This is a genomic window from Prauserella salsuginis, from assembly GCF_024648885.1.
In the GTDB taxonomy this organism is placed as follows: Bacteria; Actinomycetota; Actinomycetes; order Mycobacteriales; family Pseudonocardiaceae; genus Prauserella; species Prauserella salsuginis.
This window is the reverse complement of sequence record NZ_JANBBF010000011.1, coordinates 60,082-79,332: the sequence shown is the minus strand read 5'-3', so window position 1 is coordinate 79,332 and position 19,251 is coordinate 60,082. Positions and strand designations below refer to the sequence as shown.

At 69.6% G+C, this 19,251-nt stretch carries 16 protein-coding genes; 6 read left to right on the top strand and 10 right to left on the bottom strand.

What is annotated here, in order from left to right; genetic code table 11:
* Window position 1 precedes the first annotated feature (1 nt).
* Genes LY40_RS15350 through LY40_RS15340 form a run of 3 tightly spaced genes read left to right on the top strand, consistent with a single transcriptional unit; the run spans window position 2 to window position 2,549 of the window.
* Window positions 2-289, top strand: coding sequence for a DUF6403 family protein (locus LY40_RS15350; RefSeq protein ID WP_183784864.1), 288 nt, complete (start codon window positions 2-4; stop codon window positions 287-289).
* Complete coding sequence (locus tag LY40_RS15345; RefSeq protein ID WP_258937260.1) at window positions 282-1,643, top strand: hypothetical protein; 1,362 nt, start codon at window positions 282-284, stop codon at window positions 1,641-1,643. The genes LY40_RS15350 and LY40_RS15345 overlap by 8 nt, the downstream gene beginning before the upstream one ends.
* A gap of 6 nt (window positions 1,644-1,649) precedes the next feature.
* Complete coding sequence (locus LY40_RS15340; protein ID WP_183778953.1) at window positions 1,650-2,549, top strand: hypothetical protein; 900 nt, start codon at window positions 1,650-1,652, stop codon at window positions 2,547-2,549.
* A 125-nt stretch (window positions 2,550-2,674) separates the two neighbouring features.
* Here the strand turns inward: LY40_RS15340 and LY40_RS15335 are convergent, their stop codons facing one another.
* The 5 genes from LY40_RS15335 to LY40_RS15315 form a co-directional block, all read right to left on the bottom strand.
* On the bottom strand, window positions 2,675-3,313 hold the full coding sequence (locus LY40_RS15335) for a protein-L-isoaspartate(D-aspartate) O-methyltransferase (protein WP_258937259.1): 639 nt from the start codon (window positions 3,311-3,313) through the stop codon (window positions 2,675-2,677).
* Between the two features lie 9 nt (window positions 3,314-3,322).
* The gene (locus tag LY40_RS15330; RefSeq protein WP_183778955.1) at window positions 3,323-3,697 is read right to left on the bottom strand and encodes a plasmid stabilization protein; all 375 of its coding nucleotides are present in this window, start codon (window positions 3,695-3,697) and stop codon (window positions 3,323-3,325) included.
* Between the two features lie 183 nt (window positions 3,698-3,880).
* A complete protein-coding gene (locus tag LY40_RS15325) occupies window positions 3,881-5,821 on the bottom strand; it encodes an alkaline phosphatase (protein ID WP_258937258.1) in 1,941 nt (646 codons plus the stop codon).
* A 272-nt stretch (window positions 5,822-6,093) separates the two neighbouring features.
* The gene (locus LY40_RS15320) at window positions 6,094-7,269 is read right to left on the bottom strand and encodes a 2,3-diaminopropionate biosynthesis protein SbnB (RefSeq protein ID WP_258937257.1); all 1,176 of its coding nucleotides are present in this window, start codon (window positions 7,267-7,269) and stop codon (window positions 6,094-6,096) included.
* 101 nt (window positions 7,270-7,370) lie between these two features.
* On the bottom strand, window positions 7,371-7,973 hold the full coding sequence (locus LY40_RS15315; protein ID WP_221212629.1) for a TetR/AcrR family transcriptional regulator: 603 nt from the start codon (window positions 7,971-7,973) through the stop codon (window positions 7,371-7,373).
* 105 nt (window positions 7,974-8,078) lie between these two features.
* On the opposite strand from LY40_RS15315, the gene LY40_RS15310 reads away from it, so the two are divergent.
* A complete protein-coding gene (locus LY40_RS15310; protein WP_258937256.1) occupies window positions 8,079-9,128 on the top strand; it encodes an NAD(P)-dependent alcohol dehydrogenase in 1,050 nt (349 codons plus the stop codon).
* Between the two features lie 154 nt (window positions 9,129-9,282).
* On the top strand, window positions 9,283-11,232 hold the full coding sequence (locus LY40_RS15305) for an arabinofuranosyltransferase (protein WP_258937255.1): 1,950 nt from the start codon (window positions 9,283-9,285) through the stop codon (window positions 11,230-11,232).
* 112 nt (window positions 11,233-11,344) lie between these two features.
* Here the strand turns inward: LY40_RS15305 and LY40_RS15300 are convergent, their stop codons facing one another.
* From LY40_RS15300 to manD, 5 genes are all read right to left on the bottom strand, one after another.
* Entirely contained in the window at window positions 11,345-12,649 is a 1,305-nt protein-coding gene (locus tag LY40_RS15300) for a TRAP transporter large permease (protein ID WP_258937254.1), read from the bottom strand.
* On the bottom strand, window positions 12,649-13,161 hold the full coding sequence (locus tag LY40_RS15295; RefSeq protein WP_258937253.1) for a TRAP transporter small permease: 513 nt from the start codon (window positions 13,159-13,161) through the stop codon (window positions 12,649-12,651). The genes LY40_RS15300 and LY40_RS15295 overlap by 1 nt, the downstream gene beginning before the upstream one ends.
* A gap of 8 nt (window positions 13,162-13,169) precedes the next feature.
* The gene (locus LY40_RS15290) at window positions 13,170-14,195 is read right to left on the bottom strand and encodes a TRAP transporter substrate-binding protein (protein ID WP_183778968.1); all 1,026 of its coding nucleotides are present in this window, start codon (window positions 14,193-14,195) and stop codon (window positions 13,170-13,172) included.
* 11 nt (window positions 14,196-14,206) lie between these two features.
* Window positions 14,207-16,726, bottom strand: a complete 2,520-nt coding sequence (locus LY40_RS15285; RefSeq protein ID WP_258937252.1) for a glycoside hydrolase family 31 protein — start codon at window positions 16,724-16,726, stop codon at window positions 14,207-14,209.
* A gap of 92 nt (window positions 16,727-16,818) precedes the next feature.
* Complete coding sequence (gene manD, locus LY40_RS15280; protein ID WP_258937251.1) at window positions 16,819-18,066, bottom strand: D-mannonate dehydratase ManD; 1,248 nt, start codon at window positions 18,064-18,066, stop codon at window positions 16,819-16,821.
* A gap of 169 nt (window positions 18,067-18,235) precedes the next feature.
* On the opposite strand from manD, the gene LY40_RS15275 reads away from it, so the two are divergent.
* Window positions 18,236-19,240, top strand: coding sequence for a LacI family DNA-binding transcriptional regulator (locus tag LY40_RS15275; RefSeq protein WP_183778972.1), 1,005 nt, complete (start codon window positions 18,236-18,238; stop codon window positions 19,238-19,240).
* Window positions 19,241-19,251 lie beyond the last annotated feature (11 nt).

Genomic DNA, 19,251 nt, shown 5'->3' with positions numbered 1-19,251 from the left:
GATGATCTGGCTCGTCGGCGGCATCGTGCTGATCGGCGCCGGCGTGGTGAGCGCCTACCTGCCGCGGCTGCGCGCACACGCGGAACGGAAACGCGCGGCCTGGGCGACGGCGAAGGCGGCGATCGCCACCGCCACGGTGAGCCGCGACGCCTGCGCCACCGACGTTCCCGAGGCGCGGCGGCTGCTGGCCGAGGCCGAGGCGCTCGGCGGTGGACCGGACGCCGCACGGACCGCGACCGAACTGGCCGAACGCGCCGACACGCTGTGGCGGGAGGCGCGCGATGGCTGACCGCATCCTCGGCATCGCCCGCTGGGCACTCGCGGGCGTCGCGATCCTGGTCGCGGTCGTCTTCCTCTTCCAGCAGCGGCAGGGCGACATCGACGTCAGCTACGGCGGGTCGCCGTCGGTGGACTACAAGGAGGGCGACGCCGGCGAACTGAGCGACCACACCGTGCCCACCACCGAGGAGATGGCTCGGCAGGTGCAGGCCGAGCCGGTGGTGCGCCTGCCGGGAGCGACCGCGACGTGGGACCGGCAGTGGCTGCGCGAGCACGTCGGCACCACGGGCGTCCGGCTGCTGCTTGCCCCTCCCGGTCTGGACAAGCAGGAACGTGAGCGGGTCAGCGCGGTCGCCGAGGACCCCGCCATGGCCGACGCCCCGTTCGAGCTGGTCACGGCCGTCGGCACGAACGTCAGAGGTGGGCCTTACACGGCTGAGCCCGACGACCTCGACGGTTTCCAACGGCAGTTCGCCGCCAACGACGTCACCGGGCTGCTCGCCGCAGTAATCACCGGTATGCGGGACGGCGACGATCCTCCATCACCCCCGGGCCCGACCTGGCGCGAGCCGAGCCCGGCCGAGCTCGACGCCGTGACGGCCGACCTCGAACGCTACCGGCTGCACGTGGCTGACGGGGCGACCCTGTCGAGGGTGCCCGACAACGTGGGAAACGCCTTCCCCGACACCGAGCCGATGATCGTCGCGCTACCGCAGCAGGCCCGGGACCGGCCCATCCCCGACTACGCGCCCGCCCTGGCCGAACGGTTCCCCGACACCCCGGTCGTGGTGCTGTACGGAAACTATGTCGACTACGCCGGCGCCCACCGCGACCAGTTCTACGAGGTGGCCACCGCCGGCGTCTACGGCATGCTGGGCGCCCGGCTCAGCCGCTTCGACTATCCGCAGGACAACGTCCTGTACGCGTGGTTGAACAAGGTGACCGACATCCGGTACGCGGGTCTGTTCGACCGCCCGTTGCCGTACCAGCCGTTCGACCCGCTGAAGGTCACGCTGCCCGCGCTGCCGTTCGTGTTCGCCGGGTGCGTACTCGGTGTCATCATCCTGTCGGTGACCGCGCTGCGCCGCCGGCCGTCGCACGGCAGGCCGCCGACGGTGCGGTTGGCCGCACTGTCGGCGTTGTCGGTCGAGGTGTCCGGCCTGACCACCGAGGCGAGCAATCCGTCGCTGACTCGCGCGATCTCCCATCTCGACGCGGCGAGGGAACAGGAAGGATCCGCCGCGGGCAGGCGGGCCGCCCACGAGCTCCTCGACAAGGCCGAGCACGAGCTGGCCGAGACGGCGCAGCTGATCGGGCGCAGTGACTACGAGCCGCGGCACTACACCGCAGGCTGGGGAGTGTGATCGGCGATGACCGTGTTCAAGAAGCCGTTCGCACTGGCCGTGCTCGTCGCCGTCGCGTTCGCGGCCTGGGCGGCGATCACCGGCGGGCTCTTCGACGGCCCCGTCGCGAGCAAACTCCGCGGCTCGTCGGTCTACGCCGCGGAGGACTACGACTTCGACCGGGACGCGGCGGCGCAGGTGATCGGCAACCGCAAGCTCACCGTCGGGTTCCTCTCCCCCGGCGACGACGCGAGCGAGGTGTGCGACGACGTGGCCGGCGCCGCCGACGGCACCCTGTTCGTCGCCATGACCAGGGACGGCGGCGATTGGTCGACCTACGGGTGCAGCCACCACGACACCGACGACATCGGCCAGGCCATGGTCGCCGAGACGGTCATCACCCGCGGCACCGGCATGTTCGTCGACCGGCCCGTCGAGACGTTGAAGGTCATGGTCGTCAACTTCGACCAGCTCGTCCGAGCCGGGAACGTGCCCGACGGCCCACGGACGATCGATCCGCCCCTGCCTCGCTACCTGCTGGCCGGCGCGTTGCTTGCTGCCGTCGCGGTGGGCTCGGCGGTGGCTTACGCGGTAGCGCGCGCGATCGGCAAGCGGGCGGCGGGCCGCCGGATCGAGGCCGAATCCGGCGACGACGCCCGCAGCGTGCTCAACGCCGAGACCGGGGCCGTTTCCCGGACGATCATCGACCTGGACAAGGCCTACGCACGTGCGGCCCGTGGATCGGCGACGCCGCAGCGGAACTTCGTCACCCGCTATCGCCGCCTGATCGACGAGTACGTCGCGCTCACCCGCGAGGTCGCGGCAGCGGGCGCCGACGATCTCGATCCCCTCGTCGAACGGGCACGCGGACTGCACCGGAAGGCCACCCGGCTGGAGGACGAGGCTCGCAGCGTGCGCGCGACGTGATCGTGTCCGGCACGCGGGATCCGAGGAGCCGGCGGCCGGGCAAGTTCGCGCAGGACTACGCCTCTCGGCCGTCGGGGCGCAGGCCTCGGCCGTCGGGGCACGCCGGGTGCGTCACTGGTCGCTGATCACTGGTCGCTGGTCAGCGGCACGAATGCGACGGGCATGAGGCGCTCCCGCCGCCCGTCGCGCACCCGGACGAGCTGCCCGGCGCCCCCGGTTCCCACCGGGCAGACCAGCCTGCCACCGGGGGCGAGCTGGTCGAGCAACGCACGAGGGATGTCGGCTGCCATGGCCGCCACGGAGACGGCATCGAACGGGGCCCGGTCAGGGGCACCGCGAGTGCCGTCGGCGTTGCGGACCTCGACGTTTTCGCGCCCGAGTTCGGCGAGCAGCTCGCGCGCGCGAGCGGCCAGCGTCGATTCCCGCTCGATGGCCACGACCCGCCCGGCACACAGCGACAACACGGCCGCGGCGTATCCCGTTCCCGCGCCCACTTCCAGCACCTGGTCGTCGGGATCGAGGTCCAGCGCTGCCGCCATCCGGGCCACCATGTGCGGCGCCGAGATCGTCTGGCCCGCGCCGATCGGCAGCGGGTGCTCGTCGTAGGCTTCGCCCGCGTGGTCCGGGTGCACGAACCGCTCGCGGGGAACCACGGCCATGGCATCGAGCACCCGCGAATCCGTGATCCCGGAACGCCGCACCCGCGCGACCATGGCCTCACGTTGCTGTTTCGTGCTCGTTCCGGGGCAACTCGACGTGGCCACGTCGACTCCTCAGCGTGTCCGCGCGAGCCGCTGTTCGAGCTGTGCCTTGGTCATCTTCGAGCGGCCACGGATGCCGTGTCGTTTGGCGTCGGCGTACAACTGTGCCTTGGTACGGCCGCCAGGTCCGGAGCGGTTTCCGGACCGCAGACCACCACGTCGCGGCGCGGAGATGTCCTCGGTCGAGGTTGCGCTCCGCTCGTCGGCCTCCCCGCTGCGCGCGCGTTGCTTGTTGACCGTGCGAGCCGCGATCTCCTCCGCACGTTCCCGTCCGACCCCGCGACTCTCCTGGGAGGCTTCGATGTGTTCGTACTGGCGCTCGGCCTTCGCGCTCCACTCCTGCTCTCGCGGATTCCGTTGCTGCCGCCGAGGCGTCTGGCGTGGCATGGACTCACCATTCCCTTCGCCGATGCGTGTCGCGTCACCCGTGGCCTACCCTGCGACTCCAGGGTCGAATCACCCCCTCGCCAGCGCGCGGTGTCACCGCTCGGCGGTTCCCGGCGGCCCGGTCGGCGGAACCGCCCGTCGGGGCCGTGGCCGCACCCGGCCACGGCCCCGAGCGAGGGAGCCTCAGCTGCGCGCGTCGACTCCGAGCGCGTCGATCACGGCGAAGAAGATCTCGGTGTTGTCCAGCACGCCGTTGAAGCGGGCCGCTCCCGGGCCTGAGGCGCACACGCTGACGTCCTCGACGGTGTGCACGCAGTTCGTCTCCTCACCCGGCAGGTTGCCGACCTGCAGCTCCCCGCCGGGGTCACGATCCGGGTTGTCGACGGCCTTCCCGCTGTCCTCGTCGGTCAGCGCCGGCTCGGCGAAAGTGTGATTGTGCTGGAAGTCGTCGGTGTGGTCGGGATGGTTGGACCAGCCGAAGAACAGCTGCACGTCGGGATTCGGGTCGTCGGGGAACCCGTCGCCGTCCTCGTCCGAGTAGGTCGGGTAGTCGGCGTCGCCGTAGACACCGTTCCCGTCTCGGCCCTCCGCGTCGCGGCGGTCGTGGGTGCCGACGATGCTCATCGAGTGGTTGTGGTCGGCGGTCACCACGATGAGCGTGTCGTCGCGCCCCTCGGCCCACTTCTTGGCGACTCCGACGGCCTGATCGAGCTCGATCGCGTCGTACACGGCACGCGGGCCGTCGAGCGGGTGCTCCATCTTGTCGATCGAGGCGCCCTCCACCATCAGGAAGAAACCGTCCTCGGAATCCTCGAGCACCGCGAGCGCGGACTCGGTCATCTCCATCAGTGTGGGCTGGTCGTCCCACTCGCCGAGCACCTCGGGCTTCTTGTCGTGCTTGCGGTCGAGGAAGACGTTCATGTTCTCGTGGTGGAACGTGCCGAGCAGCTTCTCCGGCGCCTTGCCCCGGACCGCGCGCGTCAGTTCGGCGCTCGTGCTGACGTGCGTGAAGCCCTGGTCGGCGAACTCCTTCACGAGGTCGCGGTCGTCGTCGCGTTCCGAGTTCTCGTGCGACTGCGGCAGCAGGGAAGCCAGACCGCCGCCCAGCAGCACCGTCGGCTGCTGCGCCTCGCGCAGCGACTGGTCCATGATCTCCTGGTACTCGGACCGGCGGCGCGTGTGCGCGAACACCGCGGCGGGCGTGGCGTCCTGGATCTCCGCGGTGGTCACGACGCCGATCTTCATGTCACGGACGCGTTTCAGCAGTTCCGCCATCGTCTCGACCCGCGGGTGCTTGTTGGGGTCGGGCTCACTGCTCTCGTAGACGCCCATCGCGTTCACCGACGACTTGTGCCCGCACATGTACGCCGACATCGAGTTCGCGGAGTCGGTCGCCAGTGCGTCCATTCCGGACGTCGTCACCAGACCGCGGTAATCCATACGGTCCATTTCGAGCAGACCGTGGTACTTGCCGTCGGTCAGGCCCTTCGACAGGATCCGGGCCGCCGTCACCGCGGGCTGGCCCATACCGTCGCCGAGGAAGAAGATCACGTTTCTGGCCCTCGCGGCCGGAGCCTCGGCCAGGACGACCTCGTGGCCGACCTCGTCCTTCGACGTCCGGTTCCCCGACCGCACCTTCGCCTCGACGGTGTAGTCACCGGGTTCGGGATAGTGCAGACCACGGTAGGTGATCTCGAGGCTGTCGTCGGCGGAACTGGTCCGCTCCGGTTCACCGACGAGGACCTCCGCCGGGCCGTTCGGCCCCTTTACGCGGATGTCGATGCGTGCCGTCTCCGGGTCGACACCCACAGCCTCGACCCGGAGGTCGAACTTGGCACCCGCGAGGAACTTGGCCCGGTGGATCGGCAGGACGGTGATCTCGGCGGTGTCGGGCTTGCCCCTCCGGCGCGGGCGCGTGCGCTGGGTCAGCGCGTGTGGGTCGGCGGCCTTCAGCGGGCCCACCGGGGTGCGACTCGCGACCGCGCCGGCCTGGACAGCGGCGGGCTGCGCCGCGGCGGGCTGCGCACCCAGACCGACGATCGCCGCCGCGGCGGCGCCCCCGCCACCGGCCGCCTGCAGCAGTGTTCGCCGGCTCATGCCGCCCTGTCCGTCCTTCTTGGTCATATGTCTCGTCCTTCGCGCCTGTCGTGGCATCGGTCGGCCACGGCCTGGAATGGGTTCGTCTCCCACTCCAGACGCCGACTTCCTCGATCCACTGAATGAAAAGTGACGCGACGGGGTACGAAAGCGCAAAAACTATCGATATGACACAAATGCCATATACGAACCTTTGTTTCATTCAGAAAGGATGTTGACGCAGGCCGCGGTGGTTGGGAACGCGGCCCGCGCCTTGACCCGGAACACCCCCGAACACCGGGGTCACAGGAACACCGGGGTCACAGGGCGAAGAAGTCCCCCACCACGTGTCCGCCGCCGCGAGCGGCGACCTCGTCGTGAACCCAGCCGCCGACCGCGACGTCCAGCACCCCCAGACCGAACGGCGAGAAGATCGTCGCCTTCCCCGCCTCCCGTGACAGACCGCCGCGCACGACGTCGGCGATCGTGCCGTGGACGAACTCCCGGTGTCCGACCTGCTGCTCGGCGAGGTGCAGCGACGTCTGTTCGCGCACGGCGTGGTCGACGTCGTCGGTGACGTTCGTGGCGGCGAGCACGAGCTCGGGCGCGAAATCGCGCAGCGAGAGGTGCAGCACGACCGGAGCGTCGGCCAGCAGTGCGGGATCGGCCAGGTGTGGCGTCCCGGCCACAGTGGCGACGACGACGAGGTCCGCACCGGCGAACGCATCGGCGACGTCGTCGACGACGGTCACCGGTGCGGCCGGCCCGTCGGCGGCCAGTGTCGCCGCGAACGCCTCGGCGTTGCGGCGGTCGATGTCGTACAGCGCGAACTCGCCGACGTCCCAGGACAGATCACGCAGGAACATCCGCACGTGGTCGCTGATCAACCCCGTGCCGACGAATCCGACCCTGCCCACCCGCCGCTGGCCGAGCAGTTCCTGCGCACCCAGCACCGCGGACGCCGCCGTGCGCGTCGCGGAGATGAGCGACGCCTCCAGCAGGGCGTACGGGTAGCCGGTGTCGTAGTCGTTGAGCACCATCACCGCCGACGCCCGGGGAAAGCCGTGGGCGACGTTGCCCGGGTAACTGGCGATCCACTTGATGCCGGATCGCGGGCCGGCCCCGCCGCCGGAGGAGGCAGACCCGCCGGAGTCAGACCCGCCGGAGTCAGGCCCGGAGGAGTCAGGCCCGGAGGAGTCAGGCCCTCCGGAGTCGGCCCCGCTGGAGCCAGGCTCGTCGGAGTCGCCTCGGCCGGAGCCGGCGTCGAGGAACGCGGGCAGCGCGATGATCCGGTCCCGCGGCCGGTAGGGGAACCGCAGGAAGCTGGAGTGCGGATTGGCGCTCGCGCCGTCGGCGTGCGCCAGGTAGGCGTCGCGGACGGCCTCAAGCGCGCCTTCACGGTTCCCCTCGATCGTCGCGGTCACGTCCCCGGCACCGATGACGCGCAACCCTTCGGGCGGCGCGGGTGCGGTCTGCGTGAGCGGCTGTTCGGACACGTGCGGTCCTCCTCCTCGTCGGTCGGGATGCGGCCGGCAGTCATCCTGCCCTGACTCCGGCGGGCCACTGCGAGGAGGCGAGACCGAACCGGCGCCGGGACTCAGTGACCGCCGGACTGCTGCCGGTGTCCCTCGATGGCGAGCCGGGCGGCGGCGACGGATTTGCGCACCACCAGCTCGGGTGCATAGCCGTGTTTCGAGAACACCCCGTCGAGCCAGAACATGCCGTAGCCGTGCGCCTGGGTGAACAGCTGCTCCATGAGCTCGAGCGCACTCTCGGGCCGATCCGACACCGCCAGGCACAGCATGAGGAACTGGTCCGTCAGGCGCCGGGTCTGGTCACTCAGTTCCGGGTATTCGCGAGCCTGCAGCCGATCGGCGTAGATGACGTTCATCCCCGCACGTCGTTCGATGACGTACTCGGTATAGGCGCCCGCCGCCGCGGAGAGCGCGTCCGCCGGATCCGACACGCCCTCGGCGGCCGCGGCGACCCGGTCCGCGAGCTGGCTCGCGACGGCCGTGGCGACGGCGGCGAGCAGACTCTCCCGCTCGGGAAAGTGCCGGTACGGGGCGCCGGGACTGACCTGTGCCCGCCGAGCCACCTCGGCCACCGAGAACCCGCCGAACCCCTGCTCGGCGATCAGGTCGAGCGCGACCCGCACGAGTTCGTCGCGCAGCTCGCCGCGGCGATACCGGTCGCCCATGGCCTGGATCACATCTCTCGGTCGGAATATGTAAGAGCCCTCTCACGTCGTTGTGTAAGAGGCCTCTTACAACAGGGCACGTGATCGATTATCGCAGGAGTTCTGATGAGCACAACGACGCACGCCATCGCTGCACCGGGCCCGGGCGCACCGCTCGAGCAGACGACGATCCAGCGGCGTGACCTGCGCCCCGACGACGTCCTGATCGACATCGCCTACGCAGGCATCTGCCACAGCGACATCCACCAGGCACGTGGCGAATGGGGCGAAGCGATCTTCCCGATGGTGCCGGGGCACGAGATCGCGGGCACGGTCGCCGCGGTGGGATCCGCCGTGACCGACTACCGGGTCGGCGACCGGGTCGGCGTCGGCTGCATGGTGGACTCGTGCGGCGAGTGCGAGTACTGCCGCGCCGACACCGAGCAGTTCTGCGTCAAGGGCAACGTCCAGACCTACAACGGCGTCGGCTTCGACGGCGAGAACACCTACGGCGGCTACAGCAAGCAGGTCGTGGTCAGGGACGCCTTCGTGTGCGGCATCCCGGACGGCATCGGTCTCGATGTCGCCGCTCCGCTGCTCTGCGCGGGCATCACCACCTACTCGCCGCTGCGTCAGTGGGGCGCAGGTCCCGGCAAGAAGGTCGCGGTCGTGGGCCTCGGCGGCCTCGGCCACATGGCCGTGAAGCTGGCGGCCGCGATGGGTGCCGAGGTGACGGTGCTGAGCCAGAGCCTGAAGAAGCAGGAGGACGGCAAGCGACTCGGCGCGACCGAGTACTACGCCACCGCCGACGAGACGACCTTCGACGTCCTGCGCGGCCGGTTCGACCTGATCCTCAACACCGTGTCGGCGCAGATCCCCGTCGACGCCTACCTCGGCCTGCTGCGGGTCGGCGGCGCGATGGTCAACGTCGGCGCGCCCGGTGAGCCGTTGTCCTACAACGCGTTCTCGCTGATCGCGGGCAACAAGGCACTGGCGGGTTCGATGATCGGCGGCATCGCGGAAACCCAGGAGATGTTGAACTTCTGCGCCGAGCACGGCATCGGCTCCGACATCGAGACGATCTCGGCGGCGGACGTCAACACCGCCTACGAACGCGTGGCGGCCAGCGACGTGCGCTACCGCTTCGTGATCGACACCGCCACGATCGGCGCCTGATCGCACCCACCGGCACCCGAAGGTCCACCACCGGACCTCCGGGTGCCGGCGAAATCGGGGCGAACCGCCCCGGCCGCGTCCACAACGGACGACGACGGCCCGTGCCGCACATCACCCGCCCGGCCGGGCACCGGGCGGCTATAGGGTGCCCGGCGTGAGTACCACCGGGCCGGGAGCCGACGTGAACGAGGACGTGGACGACAGCGAGCTCGAAGCGCAGGCCCCTGCGGAGACGACGACCGGCGCCGGCCCGCTGCGGCGGCTGACGCGCGGCATCGGCCCCGCCACGACCGCCGTGACGTGCTACGTCGCCGCCATGGCGCTGTCGTGGCTGCTGATCGACCTCGCCGACCTCAACCCGCTCACCCTTCGCGGCGCGGTCGCCCCGGTCGCCGTCGGAGCGGTGATCGCCGTCGTCGCGATCGCCCTCGCAGCGCGCTTCGCCTCCGACCGGCTCGCGGGTGCGGTCGCGGGACTGTACGCGGGCTGGATCGGCCTGGTGCTCATGAACGCGCTGCACGGGACGCCGTTCGGCCACAACGAGCTGCACAACTGGGACACCATCCGGATGTCCGCGCTGGCGAACCGGCTGACCACCACGTGGGGCAGCACCGACGCGTTCCTGCCGGGGCTGCCCTCGGAATACCCGGTGCTGTACCCGTGGCTGGTCGCGCGGGCCTCCGAACTGCTCGGCAGGCCCACCTGGACCCTGGTCGGGGACATGGAGGTGCTGTTCATCTCCGCCTCGGCGCTGGTGGCCTTCCTGCTGTGGCGCCGCCTCACGAGCTCACCCGCGGCCCTGGCCATGGCCGCGGTCGCCCCGGTCGTGTTCATGCACGGTCACAAGAGCTACGAGATCCTCACCCTCGCCGTGTTCGTGCCGTGGGCGCTGGCCACCTTCACGGGCCTGCCGCGCAACCGGGGCGGCCTGCACTGGCTGCCCGCCGGCGTCATCGGCGGGCTGTTCGTCTGCGCCTACACCGGCTATCTGATGTTCGGGGTGATCGGGGGGCTGGCGATCATCGCCGCGCGGTTGCTGCGGCCGAACCGGGGACCGTACCTGCGTCACCTTCTCGGTGTGCTGGTCACCGCGGTCGTCGTCTCCTCCTGGTACGTCGTCCCGCTGGCATGGGCGTACCTCACCCGGACACGCAACGTCGTCGCCGACACCTACCCGAACGCCGTGATCGGCGAGGACCCGGTGCCCCTGCCGTTCCTGGAGGTCACCCCGATCGGACTGCTCGCCCTCGCGGGGCTGTTCGGCGTGTGCTGGTACCTCACCCGGGAATGGTGGGCACAACCCATGCTGCTGCTGGTCGGCGGCATCTACCTGTACTGGGCCGTGTACATGACCCAGCTGGTGAACAACGGACACACCGGGTTCCTCGTGAAGACACCGCGCATGGTGACCATGGTGCTGGTGACGGCGGGCGTACTCACGCTCGTGCGCGCCGCGAAACCCGTGGCAGCCAAGCTCCGGCTCACCCCGCCGCGCAGTGTGGGCATCGCGGCGCTGGCGGTGCTGCTGGTGTCGTCTGGACTTCTGGCTTGGGACAAGTGGACCCCTGGCACCCCCAAGGGCTTCGCCGACGCCGAACCGTACGTGCCGCATTCCGACGTCGAGCCGAACCCCGCGCTGCGCGCCCACATGGAGCCGGGGCCCGACGGCCGGCGTTCCGACTTCATCCCGTCCGACCTGGTGGCACCGCAGCTGCCCGCGGACCGCATCGCCGCCGAGGTCGAAGCGCGACTGGGTGCCGACGCGAGGCCGATGTCGCTGTCGACCGACATGCGGCTCTACGCCTACGAGCTCTGGTGGGGCTATCTGCAGCGCGGGCACTACTCGGCGAACAGCCTCATGCGGTACACCGAACGGTCCGCCGAACTCGACGAGCTCGCCGCCATCGACGATCCGCAGCGGTTCGCGGCCGCGTCGGCGAACACCCGGTTCGGCGGCATCGACGTGTTCGTGCTGCGGAAGGACGAGGGCGGCTGGCACTTCGACAACCGCATCACCTTCGATCCCGCGTCCTTCCGCGGCGACGCGTTCGACGTCGTGGACGACCTCCCCGGAGGCTTCGTGCTCGCCGTTCGGACCCCGTGAGGCTGCGCCGTCACTCGAGCAGCGCCGTCACCGGAGCAGCGCCGTCACCGGAGCAGCGCCGTCACCGGAGCAGCGCCGTCACCGGAGCAGCGCCGTCACCGGAGCAGCGCCGTCACTCGAGCAGCCCCATCACGCCCGGCAGCCCGAGCGACAGCGCGGGAACGAACGTGACGGCCAACAGCACCAGGATGAGCCCGGCGAAGTACGGCAGCAGCTTCGGCACGACCTGCTCGATCGACACCCCGCTCACGCCGGTCCCGACGAACAGGACCGACCCCACCGGTGGCGTCATGGTGCCGATGCACATCGCGAGGATGAGCACCATGCCGAAGTGGACCGGGTCCATGCCGAGTTCCTCGGAGATCGGCAGCAGGATGGGCGTGAAGATGAGGATCGCCGGCGTGATGTCCATGAACGTGCCAACCACCAGCAGCACGAGGAGCATCAGCAGCAGGATGACCGTCTTCGAGTCCGCGACCGCCAGCAGCGTGTCCGTGATCGCACCCGGGATACCGGTGTAGGCCATCACCCAGGACATGCCCGCGGACGCGGCGATGAGGAACATGACGATGCCGGTCGCGGTGACCGTGCGCGTCACGACGTCCTTGACGTCCCGCCACGACATGCTGCGGTACGCCAGCGCCAGCACCATGGTGTACAGCACCGCGATGCCCGCACCCTCCGTCGCGGTGAAGACACCGAACACGATGCCGCCCACCACGACCACGATCAGCAGTAGTCCCGGCACCGCCCGGAGCAGCACCCGCGCGGCCTCCGCCATCCCGACGCGGCCGAGTTTCGGGTATCCCTTCCGCCGCGTGAACACGTACGCGATCGCCATGATCACGAGACCCATGAGGATGCCCGGTACGTACCCGGCCATGAACAGCGCCGACACGGACACCCCGCCCGCGACGGTCGAGTAGACGATCGCGGCCGTCGTCGGCGGGATGAGCAGCCCGGTCGGGGCCGATGCGACGTTCACCGCGGCCCCGAACGCCGGGTCGTAGCCCGCTTCCTTCTGCCGGTCGTGCAGCGTGCTGCCCACCGCGGCGGCCGACGCGACGGCCGAACCGGACAGCGAACCGAACAGCGTGTTGGCCAGCACGTTGGTGTGCGCGAGCGCACCGGGCACCCGGCCCACCGCCACGAGTGCGAGGTCGACGAGCCTGCGGGCGATGCCGCCGGTGTTCATGATGTTGCCCGCGAAGATGAACAGCGGGACGGCCAGCAACGAGAAGCTCTCGATGCCAACGTTCATCTGCTGGCCGACGATGTAGGTGGCGTCGTCCCACGGCAGGAACATCAGTGCGGTCACGAACGAGGCGACGCCGAGCGAGATCGAGATCGGCACGCCGGAGAACAGCAGGATGAAGAAGGCGCCGAACAGGATGGCGGCGGCGGTCAGAGCGCCCATCAGTCTGTCCTCTCCGTCTCGATCGAGACCTCACCGGTGAGGTCCTCCCAGATGTTGAGCACCTGCGCGAACACGATCGCGGCACCGGCGACGGGCCCGATCGTGTAGACCAGTCCGCGGGAGATCCCCAGCAGCGCCGAATAGTTCGTGGCCGCGCTCAGCGCCAGCATGGTGCCGCCGACCACCAGCACGACGACGGCGAACACCAACACGAGGACGTCCGTGCCGATGATCAGCGCGCGCCGCACCGACGGTGTGAACTTGTCCCGTAGGAACAGCAGCGACATGTGCTTGCGATGCAGGAAGGCGTACGCGGCGCTGATCAGCGAGGTCCAGATGAGCGCGTAGCGCACGAGCTCCTCGGTGAAGGCCGCGGGCGTTCCCAGCACGTAGCGGGTGAACACCTGGTACAGCACCAGCAGGGTCATGACGACGAGCAGGGCGCCTGCGAAGGCGGCGAGAACGCCGCCGAGCACCCGCCGCACTCGGTTCAGGCGATCGCGTGTAGTCATACCGAACCTCAGTTCCTTCCCGACTCGATGACGGAGAGGAGCTGCGCGACCTCGGGATACTCCTCGGCGTACCGGCCGACGACCGGCCGGGTGGCCTTGCGGAAGGCCTCGGTGTCGACGTCGTCGACGAACCGGACGCCCATCTCCTTCGCGTCGACGATCGACTGCTCGATGCTCTCCGCCCAGGCGACCTTCTGCCGCTCGGTCGAGGCGCGGGCGGCCTCGGTGAGCAGTTTCTCGTCGGCCGCGTCGAGCCGGTCCCACGTCTCCGTGCCGATCACGAGGATGTCCGGGATCCAGGTGTGCTCGGTCATCGAGAAGACCTTGGACACCTCGCCGTGCGCGCTCTCCGTCAGCACCGTCTCGTTGCTCTCGGCGCCGTCGATCAGGCCGGTCTGCAGCGAGGTGTAGGTGTCGCCGAAGGCCATCACGACCGGTGCCGCTCCCAGCGCGCCGACGAAGTCTGTCTGGGACCGCATGTCCTGCACTCGGGTCTTCAGCCCCCGCAGATCCTCCGGCTTCCGCACCGGCGTGCCCCGCGTGTAGAAGGACCGCGCGCCCGAGCTGTAGTACGTGAGGCCGAGGAATCCCTTGTCGGCGGTCGAGCGGAAGTGATCCGCCATCTCCGGGGAGTCCATCACCTCGTAGAACTCCCGCTCGGAGTTGAAGATGTAGGGCAGGCCGAAGGTGTGATATCCGGGGTCGTAGGTCGCCAGCCCCGGCGCGCTGACACGCGTCATGTCGACGATGCCCTCGTGGAGCTGACCGAGCACGTCCGGTTCGTCGCCCAGCTGGCCGTTGCCGTAGATCTTGACCACGATCCGGCCGCCACTGCGCCGCTCGACGTCCTCCGCGAACGAGTCGAGCGCCTGGGAGGTGACGTGGTCGTCGCCGAGGTTGTTAGCCAGGGTCAGCACCAGCGGGTTCTCCGGTGTCGCCTCGGCACTCGTCCGCGCACCCGACGCGGGCGCGCACGCGCCCACGGCCGCGACGAGGATCAGGGCGACAATGCCGCTGATCAGTCGGTTCCTCATGCGTGCCTTCCTCACATGCCGATCATGTCGACGGGCTCGAACGAGATGTCGACGGTGAGATCACCGCCGGGGTCGGGGGTCTTGATCAACACCGATCCGAGTCCGATGTCGTAGTGCCAGCCCGCGTCGGCGGCATCGAACCGGCCACGATGCAGGTACTGCGGGAGGCGCTGGCCGTCGAGGTCGACCCGGTGCGGACACTGCCCGGGCCGAACGACGTCGAACAGCAGCCGCTGGACGGAGCTGCGGTACTCGCCGCGCCGGGACAGCTGAAGCTGCACCCGCTCCCCTGCGCTCATGCGGACCTGCGTCTCGCGGAACTCGCCGTGTTCGTGAGCCCGGGTGAGACCGTCGTCCTCGTAGAGCGTGAAGCGGCCGTCCCGGTCAGGGACGCAGATCAGCCGCAGGTCCGTCACCTCGTCGCGGGTGAGACTGTCCACCCGGTTCTCCGCGAGCGGCACGATACCGCCGCCGCGCAGCAGCAACGGGATCGAGCCGAGGTCCACCGGCTTCGCCACGACCCCGCCGCCCTCGTGGCGCTCGCGGGTCCAGAAGTCGTAGAACGTCTCTCCCGCGGGCAGGCGCACGGTGCGCGTGCGGGCTCCTTGGTCGAGCACGTTCGCGACGAGCAGCGAGTCGCCGAGCATGAAGTCCTCGAAGACCTCGTCGACGTCCGGATCGTGCTGAAAGGCGCTGACCAGTGGCTCCATGATCGGCTCAGCTGTGTCCGCCGCCCGTGCCGTGAGCGAGTACAGGTACGGCAGCAACCGGTAACGCAGCCGGATGGCGTCCCGGACGTAGTGCGTGTGGTCGGGGTACATCCACGGCTCGGTCACCGTGTTGTCGGAGTTGACCGAGTGGATCGAGAACCGCGGCTGGAACGCGCCGTGCTGCACCCAGCGAACCAACAGCTCCGGGTCCGGCGCGGGCCCGTGGAACCCGCCGATGTCACAGCCGTGGTGGGGGAAGCCGGACAGGCCCATCCCGAGGATCGTGGCGACGTTGTGCCGCAACGACTCCCACGAGGTGGAGTTGTCGCCCGCCCAGCTCTGGGCGTAGCGCTGGATGCCGGCGTGACCGGAACGGCACACGATGTAGGGGCGGGCGTCCGGAGCCGTCTCGGCCACGGCGTCGCGGGTCACGTGGCACATGAGGTTCGACATGACGCTGCGCAGCCGGCCGATCGTCGCGCCTGCGCCCTCGAAGTCCACCCGGGAATCGGTGTCGACGATGCCGTCGTACTCGCAGTTGTCGTTCCACACCGACGTGGTGCCCTTGGCGAGCACCGCCTCGGTGAGCCATCGCCGCCACGCCTCCCGTGCGGCGGGCTTGGTGAAGTCGACGAACCGACCGGGCCCGCCCCACCAGGCGCCGACCGCCGGCCCCTCGCCGTGGGCCGCGGCCGCATCGGCGCTGCGGGCGACGAAGACGTCCTCGCCTCGGAACTGCTCGAGGTCGGGGTGGACGTCGAGGACAGCGGGCTTGACGTTCGGGGACACCGTGATGCCGCGCTCGGCCATCGCGGCGAAGAAGCCCTCCGGGTCGGGGAACCGGCGCTCGTTCCACGTGAAGACACACCGCTTCGGCCCAGCCTCGGTGTCCTGGGTGGTGTAGCCGGACGAGAGCTGGAAGCCGTCGACGGGAATGCCCTCTTCCCTGGCGACGTCGATGAAATCGGTGATCGCCGTGTCGCTGTCGGAGTCCACTTCGGAGTAGTACATCGACGAGGCCAGGTAGCCCAGCGCGTACTTGGGCAGCAACGGCGGCCTGCCGGTCAGCATCGTGTAGCGCCGCACCACGTCCCGCATGCCGGGGCCGGCGATCAGGAAGAGGTCGATGTCGCCGCCGTCGGCACGGTAACGGCTGTGCGGGGGCCAGTAATTGCTCCGCTGCCTGCCGAGATCGAACTCGCAGTCGTGGGTGTTGTGGTAGAAGTACCCGACCGCTTTCCGGTTCTCCCGGTTCAGCTTGAGATAGAACGGGATGTGCTTGTACAGCGGGTCGGTTTCGCGCGGGTCGTAACCGAGCGCGTCCTTCGGGCTCATCGTGATGAGCTTCTGCGCCTTGTTCAACGGGCCCGTGGTCTCACCGAAACCGTAGAACGCGTCGCCCGCGGAGATCTCGCTCGTGTGGCTGCGGCGGCCGTTCCCGTCGGCCAGATACCCCAGGCCGACGACATCGGAATGCAGCAACGTGCCCTCGTGGTCGTGGACGCGGATCCGGAACGGTTCCTTCTCGATGTCCACCCGCAGGTTCCCGCCGGTCATCCGGACGAGGTCGCCGAGGTCGTCGAGCTCGAACGACGACGGACTCACCCGGGTGCGCTCGGCACCGAAGAACTCGTCGAGCCGGTCCGGCCACGCCGTCGTCGTGAGCGTGTACGACTCCTCGGCGAAGTCGCCGTCGAAACCGGCGCGAATACGCAGAATGCCGTCGGCCACGATGACGAGCCGGATCTCGACACCGTCGGTGTGGATCCTGACCTGGTCATCGGCCCGCTGCACTCGCTCGACTCGTGATGTGACACGCACGGGAACTTCTCTCGATCCGACGAATTGCTTACTGTCCGGGAGACGACGCCTGCACCTGTTCCGACGCGGAAACGACGGGGTGCGGGCGCGACTCACCAATCATGAACGGTTCCGTCCCTGAGCCGGTTCACCGGCAGGTACGCCCGCTCGTACGGGTACTGCGCGGCCAGCTCCTCGTCGACGTGGATACCGAGGCCGGGCTCCTCACCGGGCCGCAGACCGCCGCCGGCGAACTCGTACGTCGGACCGAAGACCTCCCTGGTCTGTTCACTGTGGACCATGTACTCCTGGATGCCGAAGTTGTGCAGTGCCAGGCCGAGGTGCACCGCGGCGGCCAGTCCGACCGGCGAGACATCCGTCGGGCCGTGCATACCGGACTTGACCTGGTACATCGCCGCGTAGTCCATGATCCGGCGCACGCTCGTGATACCGCCCGCGTGCGTGACCGGTGAGCGCACGTAGTCGATGAGCTGCTCGCGGATCAGGTGCTGGTAGTCCCAGACGGAGTTGAACACCTCGCCGATCGCCAGCGGCGTCGTGGTGTGGTGGCGCACCCAGCGCAGCGCCTCCTGATTCTCGGCGGGTGTGACGTCCTCGAGCCAGAACAGGTCGTAGGGCTCCAGCGACTTGCCGAGCTTGGCGGCCTGGATCGGGGTCAGCCGATGGTGCGCGTCGTGCAGCAGCGCGATGTCCTCGCCGAACTCGCCGCGGACCGCCTCGAACACCGACGGCACGTGCCGCAGATAGGCGCGGGTGTCCCAGGTCTCCTCGGTGGGCAGCGCCGAGCGGCGGGCCGGCTCGTAGTCGTACCGGCTGTCGCTGCCGGCACCGCCGACCGAGGCGGCCGCACTGGAGGCGACGCCGTACACCGAGTCCAGGCCCGGCACTCCGGTCTGGATGCGGATCGCGCGGAATCCCTCGTCGAGGTGCTTGCGGATCGAGTCGAACAGCTCGGGGATGTCCTTGCCGCTGGCGTGCCCGTAGACCAGGCACCGCTCCCGGCTGGCCCCGCCGAGCAGCTGGTACAGCGGCAGCCCGGCGACCTTGGCCTTGATGTCCCACAGTGCGGTGTCCACGGCGGCGATGGCTGCCATCGTCACCGGGCCGCGCCGCCAGTACGCGCCCCGGTACAGGTACTGCCAGGTGTCCTCGATGGCGTGCGCGTCGCGTCCGGTCAGCAGCGGCACGACGTGGTCGGTGAGATAGGCGGCCACGGCCAGTTCCCGGCCGTTCAGCGTGCCGTCGCCGTAGCCGACCACCCCGTCATCCGTGGTGATCTTGAGCGTGACGAAGTTGCGCCCAGGGCTGGTGACGATGACATCCGCGCGCTCGATGAGCACTGGTCCTCCTTGACTCCATACGACGAGTGGCCGCCGGGCCCGCCGTGCGCACACGGCCGGCGAGCGTGACCGGGGGCTCGCGATCGGTTCAACGTAAGAGCGACCCCGTAGACTGACAATCAGTTGCCATTTGTTGCCGCCAGGCTCGACCGTCGCGGAGGTACCAGCAGTGACCGCGCCCAGGCCGACGATCTACGACGTGGCCCGGCACTGCGGGGTCGCGGCGTCGACCGTGTCCCGCACCTTCTCCCACCCCAGTCGGGTCAACCCCGCCACCCGCGAGAAGGTGCAGGCCGCCGCCGACGAGATCGGCTACGTGCCGCGCCCCCTCGCCCGCGCGGAGGCGCCAGGACGGGCGCGGACGATGACGCTGGTCGTCACCGACATCGCCAACCCGTACTACGCACCGCTGATCAAGGCCGCCCAGGCCCAGGCACTGGCGGGCGACTACACGCTCGCCCTGACCGACAGCGACGAGTCACCCCGGGTCGAGGTCAGCAACCTGCGGCAACTGCTGGCGACCACCAGCGGCGCGATCCTGGCCACCTCGCGACTGTCCGACGACGTCATCCGACAGCTCGCCCAGCACCGCCCGCTCGCGATCGTCAACCGCGAGATCGACGGCATCCCCAGCCTCGTCGTCGACACCGCGGGCGGCATGCGCAAAGCCGTCCGCCACCTGGCCGCCATCGGTCATCGCCGCATCGCGTACCTGTCCGGTCCGCGCAACTCGTGGATCAACGGTGCGCGCTGGCAGGCACTGCGCGAGGAGTCGGCCACGCTCGGCCTCGACGCGGCGTTCCTCGGGCCCCACCCGCCGAACCGGCAGGGCGGTCACGAAGCCGCCGACGCGCTGATGCTGCACCGCGCCACTGCAGCGATCGCCTACAACGACATGATCGCGATCGGCACCCTGCAACGGCTGCAGGCCGCCGGGGTCAACGTGCCCACGGATTTCAGCCTCGTCGGATGCGACGACATCTTCGGCGCCGACCTCACCGTGCCCGCACTGACCACGATCTCCGGGCCGACCGAACGGCTCGGCAGAGCTGCCGTGGACGTCCTGCACGCACAGCTCGCCCACCACACCAAGCCGGAGTCGACGCAGTTCGACGCACACCTCGTGACCCGTGGGTCCACCGCTCCCCCGCCGGCCGACGACACGGCCCGGTGACACGGCGCCAC